The 19,065-nt window shown below is 24.7% G+C and carries 19 protein-coding genes; 6 read left to right on the top strand and 13 right to left on the bottom strand.

Features of this window, described 5'->3' with window-relative positions:
• Window positions 1–29: 29 nt before the first annotated feature.
• The 3 genes from AMYT_RS03605 to AMYT_RS03595 form a co-directional block, all read right to left on the bottom strand.
• Window positions 30–2,444: a diguanylate cyclase gene (locus AMYT_RS03605; protein WP_162919461.1), complete on the bottom strand. Its 2,415-nt coding sequence runs from the start codon at window positions 2,442–2,444 to the stop codon at window positions 30–32.
• Between the two features lie 127 nt (window positions 2,445–2,571).
• A complete protein-coding gene (locus AMYT_RS03600; protein ID WP_114841190.1) occupies window positions 2,572–3,285 on the bottom strand; it encodes an SDR family NAD(P)-dependent oxidoreductase in 714 nt (237 codons plus the stop codon).
• 2 nt (window positions 3,286–3,287) lie between these two features.
• On the bottom strand, window positions 3,288–3,719 hold the full coding sequence (locus tag AMYT_RS03595) for a MarR family winged helix-turn-helix transcriptional regulator (RefSeq protein WP_114841189.1): 432 nt from the start codon (window positions 3,717–3,719) through the stop codon (window positions 3,288–3,290).
• 177 nt (window positions 3,720–3,896) lie between these two features.
• On the opposite strand from AMYT_RS03595, the gene nikA reads away from it, so the two are divergent.
• Genes nikA through AMYT_RS03565 form a run of 6 tightly spaced genes read left to right on the top strand, consistent with a single transcriptional unit; the run spans window position 3,897 to window position 9,279 of the window.
• Window positions 3,897–5,480 carry a nickel ABC transporter substrate-binding protein gene (gene nikA, locus AMYT_RS03590; protein WP_114841188.1) on the top strand — a complete coding sequence of 528 codons (1,584 nt, stop codon included), beginning with the start codon at window positions 3,897–3,899 and terminating at the stop codon, window positions 5,478–5,480.
• A 4-nt stretch (window positions 5,481–5,484) separates the two neighbouring features.
• The gene (gene opp1B, locus AMYT_RS03585) at window positions 5,485–6,408 is read left to right on the top strand and encodes a nickel/cobalt ABC transporter permease (protein WP_114841187.1); all 924 of its coding nucleotides are present in this window, start codon (window positions 5,485–5,487) and stop codon (window positions 6,406–6,408) included.
• Window positions 6,405–7,244 (top strand): nickel/cobalt ABC transporter permease, encoded by an 840-nt coding sequence (opp1C, locus tag AMYT_RS03580; RefSeq protein ID WP_114841186.1) that lies wholly within the window; start codon window positions 6,405–6,407, stop codon window positions 7,242–7,244. Before opp1B ends, opp1C begins: the two co-directional genes overlap by 4 nt.
• Window positions 7,241–8,005: an ATP-binding cassette domain-containing protein gene (locus AMYT_RS03575; RefSeq protein WP_114841185.1), complete on the top strand. Its 765-nt coding sequence runs from the start codon at window positions 7,241–7,243 to the stop codon at window positions 8,003–8,005. The genes opp1C and AMYT_RS03575 overlap by 4 nt, the downstream gene beginning before the upstream one ends.
• Complete coding sequence (locus AMYT_RS03570; RefSeq protein ID WP_114841184.1) at window positions 7,993–8,712, top strand: ABC transporter ATP-binding protein; 720 nt, start codon at window positions 7,993–7,995, stop codon at window positions 8,710–8,712. The genes AMYT_RS03575 and AMYT_RS03570 overlap by 13 nt, the downstream gene beginning before the upstream one ends.
• Window positions 8,713–8,721: 9 nt before the next feature.
• Complete coding sequence (locus tag AMYT_RS03565) at window positions 8,722–9,279, top strand: GNAT family N-acetyltransferase (protein ID WP_114841183.1); 558 nt, start codon at window positions 8,722–8,724, stop codon at window positions 9,277–9,279.
• A 134-nt stretch (window positions 9,280–9,413) separates the two neighbouring features.
• Here AMYT_RS03565 and AMYT_RS03560 read toward each other — a convergent pair whose 3' ends face one another.
• From AMYT_RS03560 to AMYT_RS03515, 10 genes are read right to left on the bottom strand one after another with little or no spacing between them, the layout of a single operon-like run.
• Window positions 9,414–10,235 carry a glycosyltransferase gene (locus tag AMYT_RS03560; RefSeq protein WP_114841182.1) on the bottom strand — a complete coding sequence of 274 codons (822 nt, stop codon included), beginning with the start codon at window positions 10,233–10,235 and terminating at the stop codon, window positions 9,414–9,416.
• A complete protein-coding gene (locus AMYT_RS03555) occupies window positions 10,232–11,398 on the bottom strand; it encodes an O-antigen ligase family protein (RefSeq protein ID WP_114841181.1) in 1,167 nt (388 codons plus the stop codon). Before AMYT_RS03555 ends, AMYT_RS03560 begins: the two co-directional genes overlap by 4 nt.
• A complete protein-coding gene (locus AMYT_RS03550; protein ID WP_114841180.1) occupies window positions 11,376–12,614 on the bottom strand; it encodes an oligosaccharide flippase family protein in 1,239 nt (412 codons plus the stop codon). Before AMYT_RS03550 ends, AMYT_RS03555 begins: the two co-directional genes overlap by 23 nt.
• Window positions 12,611–13,531: a transketolase family protein gene (locus AMYT_RS03545; protein ID WP_114841179.1), complete on the bottom strand. Its 921-nt coding sequence runs from the start codon at window positions 13,529–13,531 to the stop codon at window positions 12,611–12,613. The genes AMYT_RS03550 and AMYT_RS03545 overlap by 4 nt, the downstream gene beginning before the upstream one ends.
• Window positions 13,521–14,348 (bottom strand): transketolase, encoded by an 828-nt coding sequence (locus AMYT_RS03540; RefSeq protein ID WP_114841178.1) that lies wholly within the window; start codon window positions 14,346–14,348, stop codon window positions 13,521–13,523. The genes AMYT_RS03545 and AMYT_RS03540 overlap by 11 nt, the downstream gene beginning before the upstream one ends.
• Window positions 14,335–15,282 (bottom strand): GDP-L-fucose synthase family protein, encoded by a 948-nt coding sequence (locus AMYT_RS03535; protein ID WP_114841177.1) that lies wholly within the window; start codon window positions 15,280–15,282, stop codon window positions 14,335–14,337. The genes AMYT_RS03540 and AMYT_RS03535 overlap by 14 nt, the downstream gene beginning before the upstream one ends.
• Entirely contained in the window at window positions 15,275–16,213 is a 939-nt protein-coding gene (locus AMYT_RS03530) for an NAD-dependent epimerase/dehydratase family protein (RefSeq protein ID WP_114841176.1), read from the bottom strand. The genes AMYT_RS03535 and AMYT_RS03530 overlap by 8 nt, the downstream gene beginning before the upstream one ends.
• Window position 16,214: 1 nt before the next feature.
• Window positions 16,215–17,375, bottom strand: coding sequence for a DegT/DnrJ/EryC1/StrS family aminotransferase (locus AMYT_RS03525; protein WP_114841175.1), 1,161 nt, complete (start codon window positions 17,373–17,375; stop codon window positions 16,215–16,217).
• Between the two features lies 1 nt (window position 17,376).
• Window positions 17,377–18,378 carry a GHMP family kinase ATP-binding protein gene (locus AMYT_RS03520; RefSeq protein ID WP_114841174.1) on the bottom strand — a complete coding sequence of 334 codons (1,002 nt, stop codon included), beginning with the start codon at window positions 18,376–18,378 and terminating at the stop codon, window positions 17,377–17,379.
• The gene (locus AMYT_RS03515; RefSeq protein ID WP_114841173.1) at window positions 18,375–19,064 is read right to left on the bottom strand and encodes a nucleotidyltransferase family protein; all 690 of its coding nucleotides are present in this window, start codon (window positions 19,062–19,064) and stop codon (window positions 18,375–18,377) included. Before AMYT_RS03515 ends, AMYT_RS03520 begins: the two co-directional genes overlap by 4 nt.
• Window position 19,065: the final 1 nt, after the last annotated feature.

Here is a 19,065-nt window from a genome sequence, read left to right as displayed (position 1 = left end):
TTTTATTTTTTTATGTAAATTTAAGAAAATTATTCGAAGAACTTAATTGTATTTTTTCCTGCTCTTTTTGCTAGATACATTGCTGTATCAGCTTGCTTAATTAATTCATTTTCATTAAAAGAATCATTATTAAATAGTGTTATTCCTATACTAGGAGTAGAGATATTTGCATAGCCATTAATAGTGTGAATATTATTTAAAGCACCTTTTATTTTTGAAGCTAAAATTTGCATATTATTTCTTGCACTTGCCTTGTCAGTGCCTATAAAATCAGCTAAAACAATAAATTCATCACCACCAATTCTTGCAATAGTATCTTCTTTTCTAACTGTTTCTTGAAGTTTTTTTGAAACTTCTTTTAATAATATATCACCTGTTTCATGCCCCATAGTATCATTTATAGTTTTAAAATTATCCAAGTCAATAAAAATTATCCCTCCATAAGTTTTGTGTCTAGTTATTTTATTGATTGAGTGCTTAATTCTATCAAATAAAAGCAATCTATTAGGAAGTGCAGTTAAGCTATCATGGGTTGCTTGATATTCTAAATATTGTTGTTTTAGTTTTTGTTCACTTATATCATTATATTGTGATAAATAATGTTTTATATTTCCTTGTTTATCTTTTATTGCAGTAATTGTTGCTTTTAAAATAATATTCTCACCATTTTTCTTCTTATTATATACTTCCCCACTCCAAGTTCCTTTTGTCAAAATAGAATTCCACATATTATGATAAAACTCATCAGAATGTTCCTCTGATTTGAAAATCTTTGGATTATTACCTTTTATTTCATTTTTTTCATATCCCATAACTTTGCAAAAGGCTTGATTTGCATTGATTATTTTTGCTTCATGATTTGTAATAATCATTGGTTCATTTGATTCAAAAGCATATGAAGCTATTCTTAGCTCTTCTTCTTGTTTTGCTTTATTTTTTTCATAATCAATTTTTTCTAGTGCATACTCAATATCAATAATCATCTTATTAAAAAGTATTTGTACTTCATTATCAAAAAAGTTTTTATTATTTGAAAAAAGAACTAATAAAGCTACAATTTTATCAAACTTCTTTATAGGAAATACAGCTACTGATTCTAAGTGATTTTCATTGATAAATTTAGGTGTTAAAGTACATACTTTTTCTATTTTTGAGTTTAATATAATATTTTTTCCTGAAACAATAGCCCTTTTAACTACACAGTTTTTTGTATTTTCATCTTCTACAAATTCAAGTTTTAAAGAGTTTTCACCTTTTGCTATAAGTAATCTTTTTTGAGTTTTCTTAACTTTGTAAATCATACTTAGTTTAATATCGGGCTCAATATTATCTATACTATTTAAAACTTTTATAAAAAGTTTTTTTCTATTTTTTACTTTTAAAATCAGTTTATTTACTCTGCTTAAAATTTTATATATATTTTGTTGTTTTTCTAACTTATTAAAATTTTTTTGTTGATTAAAAACAATAGCTTTTAAAACAAATAAAAGACTAATTAGTGTTGCAAAACAGATAAAAAGAAAAGATAAACTTAAGATTTGCGAAGTTGTAGCCTCTTTTTGTATTTTTTGCGAAAGTTTTAAAATATCAGAACTTACAAACTTATGAAGTTTACCTAAATCTTCTATTCTTAAAGTAGATATTTCCCACCAAGTTTGAATATCTAACTTATTATTTAAAATTAATTCTTTTAAGTTATTTCGAATTTCATAAACTTTTTTTGTGTACAAAGTATTTTGTAATTTATTATAAAACTCTATTTCTTCTATATCTGCTTTTAATAAAAATTCTTTTAAATTTATCTTTTGCGTAGAATATGTATGAAGTAACTTTTTATAATTATCTTCTGGTATTGATTTTAAAACTATATTTATTGAAGTTAATGCCCTTTCAACACCTGCACTCTCCTTTGCTAATAAAATATTTACTATATATGAAAATTTTGTATTAAATTTTGTTGCACTATTAATAGGTTTTATTGCATAAATAGTATCTAGTAAAGATTCATTTATATAACTATACTCTAAAATTACACTATAAGCATCTAATTGTTGAGTATCAATTTGCTGTCTTAAAAATGAAAAATTTGAGAAAATCTTTTGTATTTTTGGTACACTAAAAGTTAGTTGTTTTATATTTTTATTGATATTTTCTATCTCTTCTAAAAACTCTTTATAATAACTATCAGTTTTTTTCTTTTGCAATATATATTTTTCTTTATCTTTTTTTGATGTAAGATAAATTACTGCTAAGCCTCTTTCTTTTTGAAGAGAGTTAATTAGTCTTTCTGTATAAAGTATATATCTAATATCTTTTTGAATATTAGTTATATCACTTAAAGTATTAATTTTATCATAAACTAATAGTGTACTAAAATATAAAATACCTAATGCTGGAAGTGTGAAAATTAGCAATATTTTTACAAAAAGTGAATTTTTAAACAAAAAATAATCCCTCAAATAAAAGACTAAACGTTAATAAGTATAAATAATAACCAATCTTTTATTATATAGGGATTTTAATATTAAAATTTTTGTATAATTTAAGTTTAGATATGAAGTTTAGTTACAATTAATAATTTATTGATTGAGCAAACTCTTTTTCTAATAGCTCTTTATCACTAATTAATCTCTCTTTTACCATTTTAGAAAAACCATCAGGATATATTTCATATTGAGAATTTTCAAGGGCGTTTATTACTTCATTTACAATATCACTTGGTTGTGTTTTAGGTAAATCTTGTCCTTTTGTCATATTTGTATCAATAGGCCCAGGTAAAACTTCATATACCTCAACTTGTTTTTTATTAAATTCTACTCTTAGGGCTTGTGTAAGTGAATGTAAAGCACTTTTTGAAGCACAATAAAGTCCCATCACAGGTAAGTTTATTAAAGCTAAAATTGAACTAATATTTACAATTGCTCCTAAAGTATTTACTTTATTACCTAAAATTTGGCAAGAGTTTAAAGTACCAAATAAATTTACTTCAAAATCTATTTTAGTCTCATCAAAGACTCTTTTACCACTATTTACTCCTGCATTATTTATTAAAATATCTATATTTTCAACTGTTGAAGCTACTTTTTGAACTTCTTGTTTATTTGTAATATCCAAAGCAATTACTTCTATTTTTGAAGAAAGCTTATTTATCTCATCTAAGCTTTTTGTATCTCTTACAGCACAATATATTTTTTTTACATTTTGATTTAATAACTCTTTTACAAATGCTCTTCCTAAACCACCATTTGCACCAGTAATAAAGGCAACTTTATCTTCTAATTTCATACTTATCTCCTTTGTATATTTAAATATACTTTATTTAATAATTCAAGTAGCAAGTTATATTCACTATCTGTTAAACCTTTTGATAAAAATTTATTATATTCAGTAGAAATAGGTACTACTTTTTTAACTAACTCTTTTGATTTTTGTGTTGGAAAAATATTTATTACTCTTCTATCTTCATCATTTGAAACTCTTAATAAAAAACCTTTTTTTTCCAACCTATCAATACTTCTTGTAATATTTGCTTGATCTTTATATGTAGAATCAGACAACATTTTTTGTGTTAGGCCTTCATTTTCCACTACACGAAAAATTAAAGACCATTGTTCGGGTGAAATATTAAACTCTTTTATTCTTTCATTAAACTGCATTTTTGAAGCTAATGCTGTTTTATTTAAAATAAAACCTAAAGAACTATTCATATCAAAGTTCATCTTTCCTCCTTAAAGTAAAACTATACTCTTTTTAAATTTACTTGTCAAGACAAGTAAATTTAAAAAGCTAAAATTTTTTATTTGTTCTAAAAATACATAAGAAGCTAAAAAACTAATACTTGTATAAAACTAATGAAATTATAATACAAAAAATAAGCACTTATAAAAAGGAAACAAATGAAAAAAAGTATATTTTTTATAAATATCATAGTTTTAATAATATCTATTTTATTTTTTAGTGGTTGTACAAATCAAGATATAAAAAAAGATGAATTAGTATATGCAAGTACTAAAGATATAAGAAATATAAACCCTCACTTATATAGTGGAGAAATGGCAGCACAAAATATGGTATTTGAACCTTTAGTTTTAAATACAAATAAAGGAATACAGCCTTGGTTGGCAAAAGAGTGGCAAATAAGCAATAATGGTAAAACTTACACTTTTTATCTAAGAGAAGATGTACTTTTTAGTAATGGAGAAGTTTTTAATGCACAAGTAGTTAAAGAAAATATTGATGCAATTTTAAGAAATAAAACTAGACATGCTTGGTTAGAACTTATAAATGTTATAGACTCAACAGAAGTTATAGATACTTTTACTTTTAAATTAAATCTTAAAAATGCTTATTATCCAACTTTAACAGAACTTTCTATGACTAGACCTTTTAGATTTCTTGCACCTCAATGTTTTATAAATAATGAAACAAAAAACTCTATTTCTTGCTATGTGGGAACAGGACCTTGGGTACTTAAAGAACATAAGAAAAATGCTTTTGCAAGATTTGAAAGAAATCTAAAATATTGGAATGAGAAAACTAAAATTTCATCAGTTAAATGGAGAGTTATGCCCGACCATCAAGCAATATTACTAGCCCTTCAAAAAGGAGAAATAGACCTAATTTTTGGTGCTGATGGAGATATGATAGATATAAATGCTTTTTCAATGCTTGAAAAGCAAAATAAATTTGCTACAAAATTAAGTAATCCAATAGCTTCAAGGGCAATATTATTAAATACAAATAAAGAGTTTACAAAAGATTTAAAAATTCGAGAAGCACTTCAATATGCAATAGATAAGCAAGCTATTGTATCAGGTATTTTAAATAATACAGAAACTGTTGCAACTAGACTTTTTTCTACTTCTATTCCATATTGTAATATAAACTTAGAAAATAAAGAATTTAATATAACTAAAGCAAAAGAGATATTAAAGAATATCGGTTGGCAATTAAATGAAAAAACAAATTTTTTACAAAAAGATGGAAAAACACTAAGTTTAAAACTTTATTATAATATAAGCAATGCACAAGAAAAAATGATTAGTGAATATATACAAAGTAATTTAAAAACTCTTGGGGTTGATTTAAAAATAATTGGAGAAGAGAAACAAGCTTTTTTAAATAGACAAAAAAGTGGTGATTTTGATTTACAATATTCTTTATCTTGGGGATTACCTTATGACCCACAATCTTTTGTTTCATCATGGAGGCTTCCAACACATGGAGACTATCAAGCACAATATGGTTTAGAAAAAAAAGCTTGGTTAGATAAAGAAATAAAAGCTATTTTAATAGAAGAAAATAAACAAGTAAGACAAAAAAAATATAAAGAAATTTTAGAGTATATTCATAATCAAAGTGTATATATTCCTTTAAGTTACTCAAGAACAAAAGCAGTACATAAAACTACATTAGAAGGTGTAACATTTAATCCTTCTCAATATGAAATAGCTTTTGAAAAAATGTATTTTAAAAAGTAGTTAAATGAGCTTTTTAAAACAACTTTTTCTTTTTTTTATATTTTTAATTGCCATTTCATTAGTTTGTTTTATTTTGGTAAATTTAAGTCCAAATGATCCTGCTGAAGTTGCTTTAAGAGTAAATGATGTAGTACCAACAAATGAAGCAATAAAGCAAATGAGAGAAGAGTTAGGACTAGATAAACCTCTTTTTATTAGATATTTTGATTGGTTAAAAGATATATCAAAAGCAGATTTTGGAATAAGTTATATTACTAAAACTTCTGTAAATGAAGAGCTTCTAAAAGCTCTTCCTACTACTTTTTATTTAAGTTTATTTTCACTTTTTTTAATAATTAGTTTAGGTTTAAGCTTTGGTATCTTATGTGCTATATTTGAAGGAAGTTTATTTGATAAAATCTTAAGAGCAATAACTTTTGTTTCTATGGCAACTCCAAGTTTTTGGTTGGGACTACTACTTATATGGATTTTTGCTTTGCATTTTAATTTATTTCCAACAGGAGGTTTTGAATCATTTAGTAGCATTATCTTGCCCTCTATTACTTTAGCTTTTCATAATACAGCTACTTTTGTTCGATTGATAAGAAATAGTTTAATAGAAAATAGAGAAACTATGTTTATTTACTATGCAAAAGCAAGAGGTTTAAAAAAAGTTCTTATTTTAAAACATCAAATTAAAAATGCTTTACCTACTTTTTTGGTGGCTTTAGCAATGAGTATTCCTAAACTTTTAGCAGGAACAGTAATTGTTGAAAATATTTTTGGGTTACCTGGCTTAGGAAGGCTTTGTATTGAAGCTATTTTTAATAGGGATTACCCAATAATTCAAGCTTATGTACTTTTTATGGCTGTTTTATTTATATTTTTTAACTTTATTACAGATGCATATATAAAACTAACAGATCCAAGATTAAAAGAAGTTAGATGAGAAATTTTTTTTATAAAATAATTAAAGACCCTATCTCTTTAGTATGTATTTTTATAATATTATTTATCATTATTTTGGGACTTTTTGCACCCTATTTTGCACCACATGACCCACTTTTACCAAATTTAAATGAGAAATTTGCACCTTGGAGTACTAATTATCCTTTAGGTAGTGACCATCTGGGAAGATGTATTGCTTCAAGACTCATTTTTGCTATAAGAACAACTTTTTTTCTAGCTATTTTTGCTATGTTTATTACTATATTATTAGGTTTAGTTTGTGGACTTCTAGCAAGCTTTTTTAAAAGATTAGAAACACCTATTTTGAGGCTATGCGACCTAATGCTTTCTTTTCCAAGTGAGCTTATGATGTTAGCTATTGTAGGAATACTAGGAGCAGGAATAGAAAATATTATTATTGCTAATATTATTTCAAAAGTTCCTTGGCATACTCGTATGATTTATACTTTTTGTTTAAAATATAAAAATGAAAATTTTATTTTATATTCAAAAGTTTTGGGAACACCATCTTATTTAATACTAAAAAACCATCTTTTACCTTTAATTTTATGTGATATTGCACTTCTTGCAACACTAAATATAGGTGGAGTAATTTTAAGTATTTCAGCTTTATCTTTTTTAGGGCTTGGTATTCAAGCTCCAACACCGGAATGGGGAATGATGCTAAATGAAGCTAAAAATGTAATGAGTATTGCCCCTTTACAAATGGTAGCTCCAGGTCTTACTATTCTTATAATTGTTGTAATATTTAATTTTTTAGGAGATAGTATAAGAGATACTTTAGACCCTAAATTTTACAAAAAGGAACGAGTATGAGTTTTTTAGTAATAAAAAATCTAAATATCACAAATAAAAAACTCTTATTATTAGAAAATATAAATTTCGAATTAAAAAAAGGAGAAGTTTTAGGAATAATAGGAGAAAGTGGAAGTGGAAAATCTTTACTTTGTAAAACTATTTTAAATTTAACACCTTCAAATTTAAATGCAAAAGGAAATATTCTTCTAGAAAAGCAAGAGATTTTAAATAGCTCTTGCAATATAAGAGGTAAAAAAATAGCTGTTATATTACAAGAAGCAATAAATGCCTTTGATCCTATGTATAAAATAGGTGCACAAATATTAGAAAGCCTAGAAGAAAAAAATAAAAAAAAAGCTAAAGAAATTGCTCTTAGTTGGTTAGAAAAAATGGATATAAAAGATAGTAAAAAAGTATTTGAAAGTTATCCAAATGAGTTAAGTGGAGGACAATTGCAAAGAGTAATGATAGCCATAGCTTTGGCACAAGACACTCCTTTAATAATTGCAGATGAACCCACTTCTTCTTTAGATGTAATTACGCAAAGAAAACTCCTTGAAATCTTTAAAAATCTAAAAAATAAAACTCTTATTTTTATTTCACATGATTTAGCTTTAGTTTCAAAACTTGCAAATAAAATTTTAGTAATAAAGAAAGGAAAAAGTATAGAATACAATCAATGTGAGACTATTTTCAATAATCCCCAAAGCGAATACACAAAACATCTAATAAAAACAAGAAAAGAACTTTCACAAAGGTTTTTATCATGCTTAAAATAACTAATCTTTCTAAAAATTATAAGCAAAAAGAGGTTTTGAAAAATATTAATTTGGAAGTAAAAAAAGGTATAGCATTAGCACTTGTAGGAGAAAGTGGTAGTGGGAAAAGTACTTTAGGTAGGCTTATTTTGGCCCTTGAAGAAGCTAGTTTTGGAGAAATTTATATAGAAAATAAAAAACTAAAAAGTTGGCTAAAAGAGAATAAAAGTGCAATTAGTATAGTTTTTCAAGACTATAGAAGCTCAATAAATCCTAACTTTAAAATAATAGAAGCTTTACAAGAGCCTTATTGGCAAAAAAAACAGCAAATAACTTTAAAACAAATAGAAGAACTTTTAACACAAGTCGAGCTACCTAGTTGGGTACTTAACTCCTATATACATGAATTAAGTGGAGGTCAAGTGCAAAGAGTATGTATAGCAAGAGCTTTACTTTCAAACCCTCAAATCTTGATTTTAGATGAAGCATTAAATGCTTTAGATATTTATACTCAAACTCAAATTATAAAACTTCTTAAAAAATTACAAAAAGAAAAAAATCTTACATACTTTTTTATTACCCATGATTTAGAGAGTGCAAGTGCTTTATGTGAAGAAATTGCAGTTTTATATAAAGGAAATATTGTTGAGACTTTAAATATAAATAATCTTAAAAATGCAAAACATTTTTATACAAAAGCTTTGATACAAGCTGTTATTCACATATAAAGGAAAAAAATGATAGAAAATATAACTTTTAAACAAGTTGATAAGGCTTTAACATTAAAAGCAAAAACTTTTATTATGCAAGAGTGCTATAGTAATTATTCTACCCGTATTACAACTAAACAATATAAAGTTTTAGCTTTAAAACTAGATAAACTGATAAAAGATAAAAATAATGCTTTTTTTGTAGCATTAAATGAAAAAGATGAAATAGTTGGTTCCATTAGTATATCTGCATATGATAATAGAATAGAAGTTTTAAAAAAGTATTATAAAAATGAAAATCTTGCAGAAATTGGAAGATGTTATATTTTAAAAAAATATAGAAGATACAAAATTGCTTCAAAACTTTTTAATTTAGCAACTCTATTTGCTTTAAAAAAGAACTACCAAAAGCTTTATTTACATACTCATTATTTTTTAGATGGAGGTTTTAGTTTTTGGAAAAAGATGGGATTTGAAATCACTTATGAAGAAAAAGGTATTTGGGAAACTATACATATGCAAAAACTTATACCGGCTCAATCTTATGAATATAAAAATCTTAGTACAAGTTATATGGAGTATTAAAAAAGCTTAATGTACAGGGTCTTAAGCTTTTTAATATAGAAATAGAAGAAGAAATTTCTATTAGCTGATTTGTAGCATTTATTATCTCTTTTCTTCTGTGTATAAAAGTGTCATAATACAAAATTTTATTATTTTTATTTATTAGTTCTAACAAATCTATAAAGAAGATGTTTATGCTTAGCTGGAAACATCCTAAGAAAGGTATATATTATTATAGTTATAAAAAGATTTTTCAATGAAATATATTTTTCTTTATAACACATATATCTAAATTTATACTCATTTATTAAGTATTTTAGGCCACCTCGTCTTGAGTATTGATTTTCATCTGTTCTTACATATACTAAAGGCTCTTGAATACAATAATAGTTTACTTCATTGTTAAGTAATCTTAAATGTAACTCATAATCTTCTAGCATACCTACTTTTTCATTATAGCCACCATTTTTTATAAAAATATCTTTATATAACATAATAGTAGGATGAGATATAATATTTCTAATTTTTATAGATTTCCTAATATCTTTATCAAATTCTGGTGTTTTTTTTAAAGCTGTAATATTATTTATACTAGTTGTGAACTCTGCATGCCAAGAACAACAAACCAAATTCTTATTACCTTTTAATTTATTATACTCTTTTTCAAATCTATTAAAAAAACATATATCATCAGCATCCATCCTAGCTACTATTTCATTTGTACTATAAGTTAAGGCTAAATTCATACAATAGGCTAATCCTTTATTTTCTTCTAGTTGATAATATCGAAAGTTTCCAGCATACTTAAAATCTTTTATTATATTCATCTGTTCACTATCTATTGGTCCATCTATAATTAATATAATCTCACTTGCAATTACACTTTGATTATTTAAACTATCTAATGATTCTTTTAAATATAATGCCTTATTTCCTTTGTATGTTGATATAATAACACTAACAGGTATAGTTTTCAAGTTAAAACCTCCTTTTGGTTTTTTTGTAAATAAAGTTTTCTATTTATTGCATCATGTAATCCTAAGAAAAACCAAAAGACTACATCATAACCTGTAAATTGAACAAAAGATATCATAATAAATAGTATAAAAAATATTTTAAATTCTTTTATTTTAGAAGAAATAGCTCTTTTTAATATTAGGTATAAATAGACTAAAAGTGGTAATATACCTAAATCCAAAAGGTATTGTAAATATAAATTATGAAAGTTATTTTCTATAAAATTTCTATTTAGAATATCTTCTGCCATTAAAATAGAATTACCAATTCCATATCCATTTAAATTAGATTGTAATAATTCAAAAGCAGCAAACCATAACATTCCTCTACCTTCTTTTGTATTTTGTAATTCCTTAGATATATTAATAAATCTATCTAATAAGCTTGAATTTTCAAAATTAATATTAAGTATTAAAAGTAAAAAAACAAGAAAAATACAACAAATAACTATAAATATCTTTTTTTTAGACATATTAAGAGTTAATCTAAAAAATAGTAGCATAACTGCTTCTATCATACCAATTCTTGATAAATATATTATAGAAAAAAATGCAACAATAGTAAGTAATATATAAAATATAGCTTTTCTTTTTATAAAAAATATTGCTAAAAAAGCAATATATGTTACTTCTAAATTATGTCCCCCTCCAACTAACCAAAAGGGAATAGAAAGTGTAGCTTGCCTAGTATCATATACCATAGATAAAGCTTCATAATAATAAAAACTTTTTATAATAACAGCTAAAACAAAAACTATTGTAATAATTTTTAAAATTTTATAATAATCAGTTAATTTTATATAATAGGCTATATTTATAGCCATATAATATGTCAATATACAAAATAAAGCTTGAGCAGCTAGCATATTAAAACCAAAGATAAAACCATTGATAATAGCTGACATTAAAGAAAATAAAAAAAATAAAAAAACATCATTTTTAAAAAATACTATTTTTAATCTAATTAAAATAATTAAAAATAAAATAGGTATAACAATATGATATGACTTTATACTAGAAATACCATTTGCTAATACAATTATAGGAATTTGTATAAATATACTTGAAAACATAAAAAAAAGAAGAAGAATATTATATTTTTTATTTAACATGGATATACTCATAAAATACTCTTATTGGATTAAATTCTAATTTTATAAAAAAATACAATGTTACTAAAAATTCGATAGTTATATAACATATAATTAAACCATAAATTTGAAATAGATACATAAATAGTAAAATTAAAGGAAAACCTAAAAACAATAAAAATAATGAATATCTAAAAATTAAATATTCATTGTGTAAATTAATATGATATTGCACTGAACACAATGAACTTAGAGATATTAAAGGTATGCATAAAAGCATTATAAAAAAAAGTGTTTTAATAGTTTCATTATAGTTTTCTTTTAAAAAGAAAGGTAATATAAAATCAGATAATTGCATTAATATTATTATTGTAGATATTGATAATAATAAAACACTCATAAATATCTTAGAAAATAAAAGTTTAACCCCAACTAAATCATTTAATAATATCTTAGATGTAATTTTTGGCGTAAATAATGAACTATACCTATTTATAAATATCAAAGGAGCTCTTACTATTTGGTCTAATACAGAATAGACAGCCACAGCTCTCATATCTAAAAATATCCCAATAAATATAAAAATACCTTTTGTTACAATAGCACTAATTATATTTGATACCATAATTTTTAAATTGTTTTTTATTTTACAAATTAATAAAGAAATATTAAATTTAAAGAAAAAAGAATTCTTTTTTAAAATAAGACTTAATACTAGAAAATTAATTATTATAAAAGGAATAGTTGCAATTAAAGGAACATATATAATATCACTATCATTTTGTACAAAAAGAAATAAACCACAAACTGTAAATAAAAAAGATACTAAATTTATATTTAAATTCGTACCTATTTTATCCATTACTTGATATAAAATCATAAAGTCAAAGAAAAAATAAAAAAGATAAGTAAAGGATACGTAAAATAAAATATTATTAAAATTATTATTTAAAGACACTATTAGACAAAATATTATAGAAAGTCCTAAATAAAAGAGTTTTGCACTAATATATTCATTTAATTTTATTATAAATTTCTCTTTACCATAATGAAACGACAAATCTCTTAAAGAGTCATTTGCTAACCCTGAATTAATTAAAATTGATAAAAAATTAAATACAGATTGATAAAATATAAATTGCCCATATACATCTAAAGATATTATTCTTAATAAATATATATTTACTGTTATTGGTATTAATAGTAATAATAATTGTACAAATGTTATTTTAACTATTGATTTTTTCATTCTACAATTTTATTAATTATATTAATTAAATCTTCTTTTCCAATCCCATTTTTAGAGTGTACAAATTCTCTATCCCCTATTTCAAAAGTATATTTTTTTTCAAAACCTAAATTTATAATCTTTTTATCATCTTTAAAGTTAAAATTTATTTCAGCATCAACTCCACCACTATTTTTAAAACCTTCTTCAATAGTTATAATTGTTGCTACTTCTTCTAACTCTTTTTTAAGAGATACTTTATCATAATTATTAATTATATATAAATCAATAACTTTTATATTATATTTTTCTACAATTTCAATAACTTTTTGAGTCATATATCCAGTGGAGATAATAGCTATATGATTACCCTCTTTTAAAACTCTAAAACCTTTATCAAAATTATTTATTTTTTTCTCTATTGCTATCATTGGTTTAGCATCTAATCTTATATATTTGGGTTTTTTAATATTTAAAGACCTTTTTACATAAGCTTCAGCAGTTATATAATCAGCAGGAGAAAAAACTTCCATATTAGGTAAAGTATTCATAATTGATAAATCTTCTAAACAATGATGAGTTGGTCCACTCATAGTATAACTCACTCCTGCACCAACACCTATAAAATTTATATTCATTGGTTTTAATTGAGAAAGAATAGCAATATTAACTCTTATTTGTTCAAAACATCTCATTGTAATAAAAGGTGCAATTGCATATGCATAAACAATAAATCCTTCTAAAGCTAGACCTGTAGATACATTTACTAAATTTTGTTCTGCAATTCCAACATTTATAAATCTATTAGGATAATCTTCTCGTATTTTATCTAATACAGGAGAGCCAAAATCTGCAGCTACAAAAAAAATCTTTTTATTAGTTTTCATTTCTTTATATAAAGTTTCTAAAAAAACATCTCTCATTGCTTTATTTTGCATTTTCTATCTCCATAATAAGATTATCAATATCTTCAGGTTTTATAGATAATATATGACTTAAAGAGTGAGTTTCAAGAAAAGGCACACCTTTACCTTTTATAGTATTTACTATTACTACTTTTGGTTTAGCATTTCTTTTTTTTATGGCACTATTTAAAGTAGTATATACTTCTTTTACATTATGACCATCTTCTATTTCATATACATCCCAATTAAAAGCTTCAAATTTTTTATTTAAAGAGTTCAAATCAATAATATTTTTACTAAAATCTAACATTGAAACTTTATTATAATCTATGATTAAAGTAAGATTATCTAAATTATGTTGTGGTGCAAACATTATGGCTTCCCAATTAGAACCTTCATTAAGTTCTCCATCACCTGTTAAAACTATTACATTTTTTTCTTTTTGTTTTAATTTTAAACCCAAAGCCATACCACAACCAACTCCCAAACCATGTCCTAAAGAACCATTTATTGTTTCATAACCTGGTATTATAGGATCAGGAATAGCTCCTAAAAAAGTATTGTCTTTACAAACATTTTTTAACTCATCTTTATCAAAAAAACCTAAATCAGCAAGTAAAGGATACATTGAAATTGAGCCATGACCTTTTGAAATAATAAATCTATCTCTATTTTCATCTTCAGGATTTTTTGCATTAAAGTTTATAATATTTCCATAATATAAACAAACAAAGATTTCAATAGGAGATAAAGAAGAAGAGACTCTTGTTTCAGGAGCTAATTTATGAATTTTTAAAGTTTCAATTCTTATAAATTTAGATTTTTCTTTTAAAGTTTCAAGTATTTGCATAAGTATCCTTGTACCAATTGTAAGTAATTTTTAAACCTTCTTCAAAATTTATTTTAGGCTTCCATCCTAAAGATAAAAATCTTGAACTATCCAAAAGTTTTCTAGGTGTTCCATCTGGTTTAGTTGTATCCCAAAGTATTTCACCATCAAATTCAACAATTTTTGCAATATTCTTTGCAAGTTCTTTTATAGAATAATCTACACCTGTTCCAAGATTATAAAAATTATTTTCTAAATTATTAGAATTTTTTACTAAAAAAATAGAAGCATCAGCAACATCTTCACTAAAAATAAACTCACGTTTTGGAGTACCACTTCCCCATAGTGTAATTGATTTATCATCTCTTTGTTTAGCTTCATGGAATTTTCGAATAAGTGCTGAAAAAACATGAGAATTTTCTAAATCAAAATTATCATTTGGTCCATACATTGAATTTGGGATAACACAAATAAATCTATTTGTATTATATTGTATATTGTATGATTTACAAGCAATTATTCCAGCGATTTTTGCTGCTGCATATCCCATACTTGTCTCTTCAATAGCTCCGGTAAGCCAATATTCTTCTTTTATAGGCTGAGGACAAATTTTAGGATAAGTACAAGAAGAACCATAAAAAACTACATTCTTAACATTATATTTTACTGCCATTTCAAATATAGTATCTTGTATAATAAGGTTTTGATGTAAATATAAAGCAGGATTGGTTTTATTACCTATTATACCACCTACTTTTCCTGCACATAAAAAAATATATTCAATTTTATTTTCACTAAAGAAGTGATTAACAGCTAATTTATCTGTTAATTCTAATTCTTTATGTGTTTTAGTAATAATATTTTTATATCCATTTTCTTTTAATTTTTTAACTATTGCAGAACCTAAAAGACCCGTATGTCCTGCTACATATATGTTACTTTCAGTATTAAACATTACTAAATTTACTATTATTAATAATCGTATAGCCTTTAATAAGTTCTTTTATACCCATATCAAGACTAAATTGTGGGTAAAATCCTGTTGCTTCTATTTTGTCATTTGAAACAATGTAATTTCTTTGGTCAGGATCTTTTCCAATTTCAGCTTCCATAATTGTAAAGTTTGGAATATGTTCTTTTATTTTTGCACAAAGTTCTAATTTTGAAAGATTTGCATCAGAAAGACCAACATTATAAGCCTCTCCTTTCATTTTATCAAAATTATCAATACCATGAATAAAAGCTCTTGCTACATCTCTAATATGTATATAATTTCTTTTAAAGTGACCTTCAAATATAACTATAAACCCATCTTTTACCGCTCTATAAGTAAAATCATTTACAAGTAAATCTAATCTCATTCTTGGACTCATACCAAATACAGTTGCTAATCTAAAACTAATAGAATTTTCTCTTTGCAAAATTATTTCTTCAGCTTCAACTTTTGTCTTTCCATAAGTTGAAATAGGATTTAAAGGTGTCTCTTCTGTACAATACACGCCATCTTGTCCTATACCATATCCACTATTTGTTACAGGCATAAGTATTCTTTGCTCTTTTGATAATACTTTACATAATGTTTCAATAGCATCTCTGTTAATTGTTATTGTTCCAATTTCATCTCTATTACATAATGGAGCTCCAACTAATGCTGCTAAAGGTATTACAATATCAATATCTTTTGTAAGCTTTTTTAAAAGATTAACATCTCTAGCATCTCCTCTTACAACATTAAAATTATCCATAAAACAAACATCTGCCAAAGAGTTTTGACCAAATATAAATGTATCTAATACTGTAACTTTATGACCAAGTTTTAATAATTCAGGAACTAGTATTGAACCTAAATATCCAGCTCCTCCTGTAACTAAAATATTATAATTCATTTTATAAATCCTTCAATGTTTTGTATAGTAAATCTATTTCTTTTGTCATATCTTGTGGTGAATTTCCTACAAAAAATCCATAATTATGTGCATAACTTGCATTTTCTGATTTTGTAACTTCATAATCAAAATATTTTATAACATCATGCTCTAAGAAATTTCCACCTGTAATTATTCTATAACCAATTTCAGCTTTTTTAAGAGCCATAAAAACACTATCTCTCTTTAGATTACTATTTGGACTAATAATTAGAGTAAATGCAAACCAACTACTTTCTCCAACTTCTTTTTGAATAATAAATCTTTTATCATCTTTAAACTTAGATACAAAATATTGGGCATTTTTTCTTCTTTGTATAAGCATATCTGGTAACTTTTTTATTTGCTCCAAGCCTATGGCTCCTTGAAGCTCACCTGGTCTTACATTATATCCAGGTAATATAAATCTGTATGCTTCAAAAAAATCATCGCCTTTTTTTTCGTAAATAGGACTATCAGGTTCTTGATCTCTTGTCCATCCATGATTTCTTAAAGATTTACATAAACAATATATTTCATAATCATCTGTTAAAATCAATCCACCTTCCATAGTAGAAATATGATGTGAAAAGAAAGTAGAATAAGTATTAATTAATCCACTTGTACCAGTAAATTTTCCATTATATTTAGCACCCATTGCTTCACAATTATCATCAAATAGTATAATATTATTTTCTTCGCAAACTTTTTCTATTTCATCATAATAATTTGGATTTCCTAATATAGAAACAGTAACTATCATCTTTGTATTAGGAGTAATTGCTTTTTTTAATTCCTCTATATCATAATTTAGTGTTTCTAAATCAATATCTACAAATTTTAACTTTAATCCATATTGCTGTAAAGGGTGATATGTAGTGGCCCATGAAATACAAGGAACAATCACCTCATCACCTCTATTTAAAGGATTTTCTTTTTTATAAAATAAAGAAGCTACACCTACTAAATTTGCAGAACTACCTGAATTTACCATTACTGCATATTTTTTACCAAAAAATAATGCAAATTCTTCTTCAAAAGCTTTTACATTTTTACCCATTGTAAACATATCACTTTGGATTATCTTGTACATAGCATTTCTTTCTTTTTCATCAAATGTTGAATACGCTAATTCATAATTCATTTTATTTTTCCTTATAATTTGGCTCATATACTATGATTTTTGATCCATCAAAATCAAAATTAAATGGTATATGCAAATAACCATTTAATGCATTTAACACTTTTTGCTGATTTTTTTGTTCCACGTAAAAAACCATAAAACCGCCACCTCCAGCACCAAGTAGTTTTCCACCAATCGCACCAGCTTTTAAAGCTTTATCATACATATTATCAATTTCATCATTTGATATTTTACTAGAAAGCTTTTTTTTAAGTTGCCAAGTATAATTTAGTAACTCACCAAATTCTCTTAAATCTCTTTTTTCATCAATTAAAATTCTATAAGCATCATCTACAAGAGTTTTAATTTTATTTAAATTTGGAACATTTATTTGTGTATTTTTTATTTGTTCTTCTACAACTTCAGATGCAGTTCTTGATAATCCACTAAAAAATAACATTATATTGTTTTGAAAAGTTGCAACTCTTTGTTTATTTAAAATAATAGGATTTACACTAATTTCTCCATTTTGTAAAAAATTAATTAAATTAAATCCTCCATAAGCTGCAAAAGTTTGATCTTGACTACCAACATTTTCTTTTATTAGATTTTGCTCAATATATATTGCTTTTTTAGTAAGTTCACTTTTAGAAGACATTCTTCCTTCTAAAGCATTTAAACTATTTACAAGACCAACTGTAAATGCAGAACTACTTCCCATTCCACTTCTTGCAGGAATATCTCCATCATGATGAATACTTAAGCCATAATCTACATTAAAATATTTTAATGTTTCTCTTACACTTGGATGTTGTATATCATTAATATTACATACATTTTCTTGTTTTGAATATACAATTCTATGCTTATGCATAAAAAAAGGTGGTAATTTTCTTACATTTAAATATGAATATTTATTTATTGCAACACCTAAAGTTTTTCCACCATATTCATTATAATATGCAGGATAATCAGTGCCTCCACCAAAAAAAGATATTCTATGGGGTGTCCTAGAGATAATCAAAATATATCCTTAAAATCATTTTTTGCTTTTTCATAATCTGCTGGAATTCCAATATCTATAAAATAATTATCTTCTTCTTTATAAGAATAAATATTAAGGTTTCTGATATTTTTTTCTAAAAATTCTTCAAAAGAGAAATTTGTTGGCAAGGTATAACTATCAAATATTTTGTTTTTTATTAGATAAATACCTGCATTTATAAATGCTTCTTTATAATACATTTTTTCTTTAAAATTTATTACTTTATTATCTTTGATTTCTACACTACCATATCTATCAAATTTTTTCATTTTCTTTATAACCATACTCATATCACTATCTTTTATAGAATTATTTACAAATTCATCTAATTGAATATTACAAAAGGTATCTCCATTTAGCACTATTGTATTACTATTTGTGCAATAATTCAATGCTTTTTTTATAGCTCCTCCTGTACCTAAAGGATTATTTTCAGTAGAATAAACTATATTAATATTTTTATAAGAAGTCTCAAAATATTCTTTTATAATTTCCTGTTTATATCCTACACTTAAAATCACTTTTGTTATATTATACTTTGATAAATAATCAAAAACATATTTTAAAAAAGGATATCCATTTATATCTGCCATAGGTTTTGGTATATCTTTTACAACACTTTGTAGTCTTGTTCCAAATCCTCCTGCTAGTATTATTACTTCCATA

The sequence above is a fragment of the Malaciobacter mytili LMG 24559 genome, from assembly GCF_003346775.1.
Lineage (GTDB): Bacteria > Campylobacterota > Campylobacteria > Campylobacterales > Arcobacteraceae > Malaciobacter > Malaciobacter mytili.
This window is presented reverse-complemented; position numbering and strand designations above follow the sequence as displayed.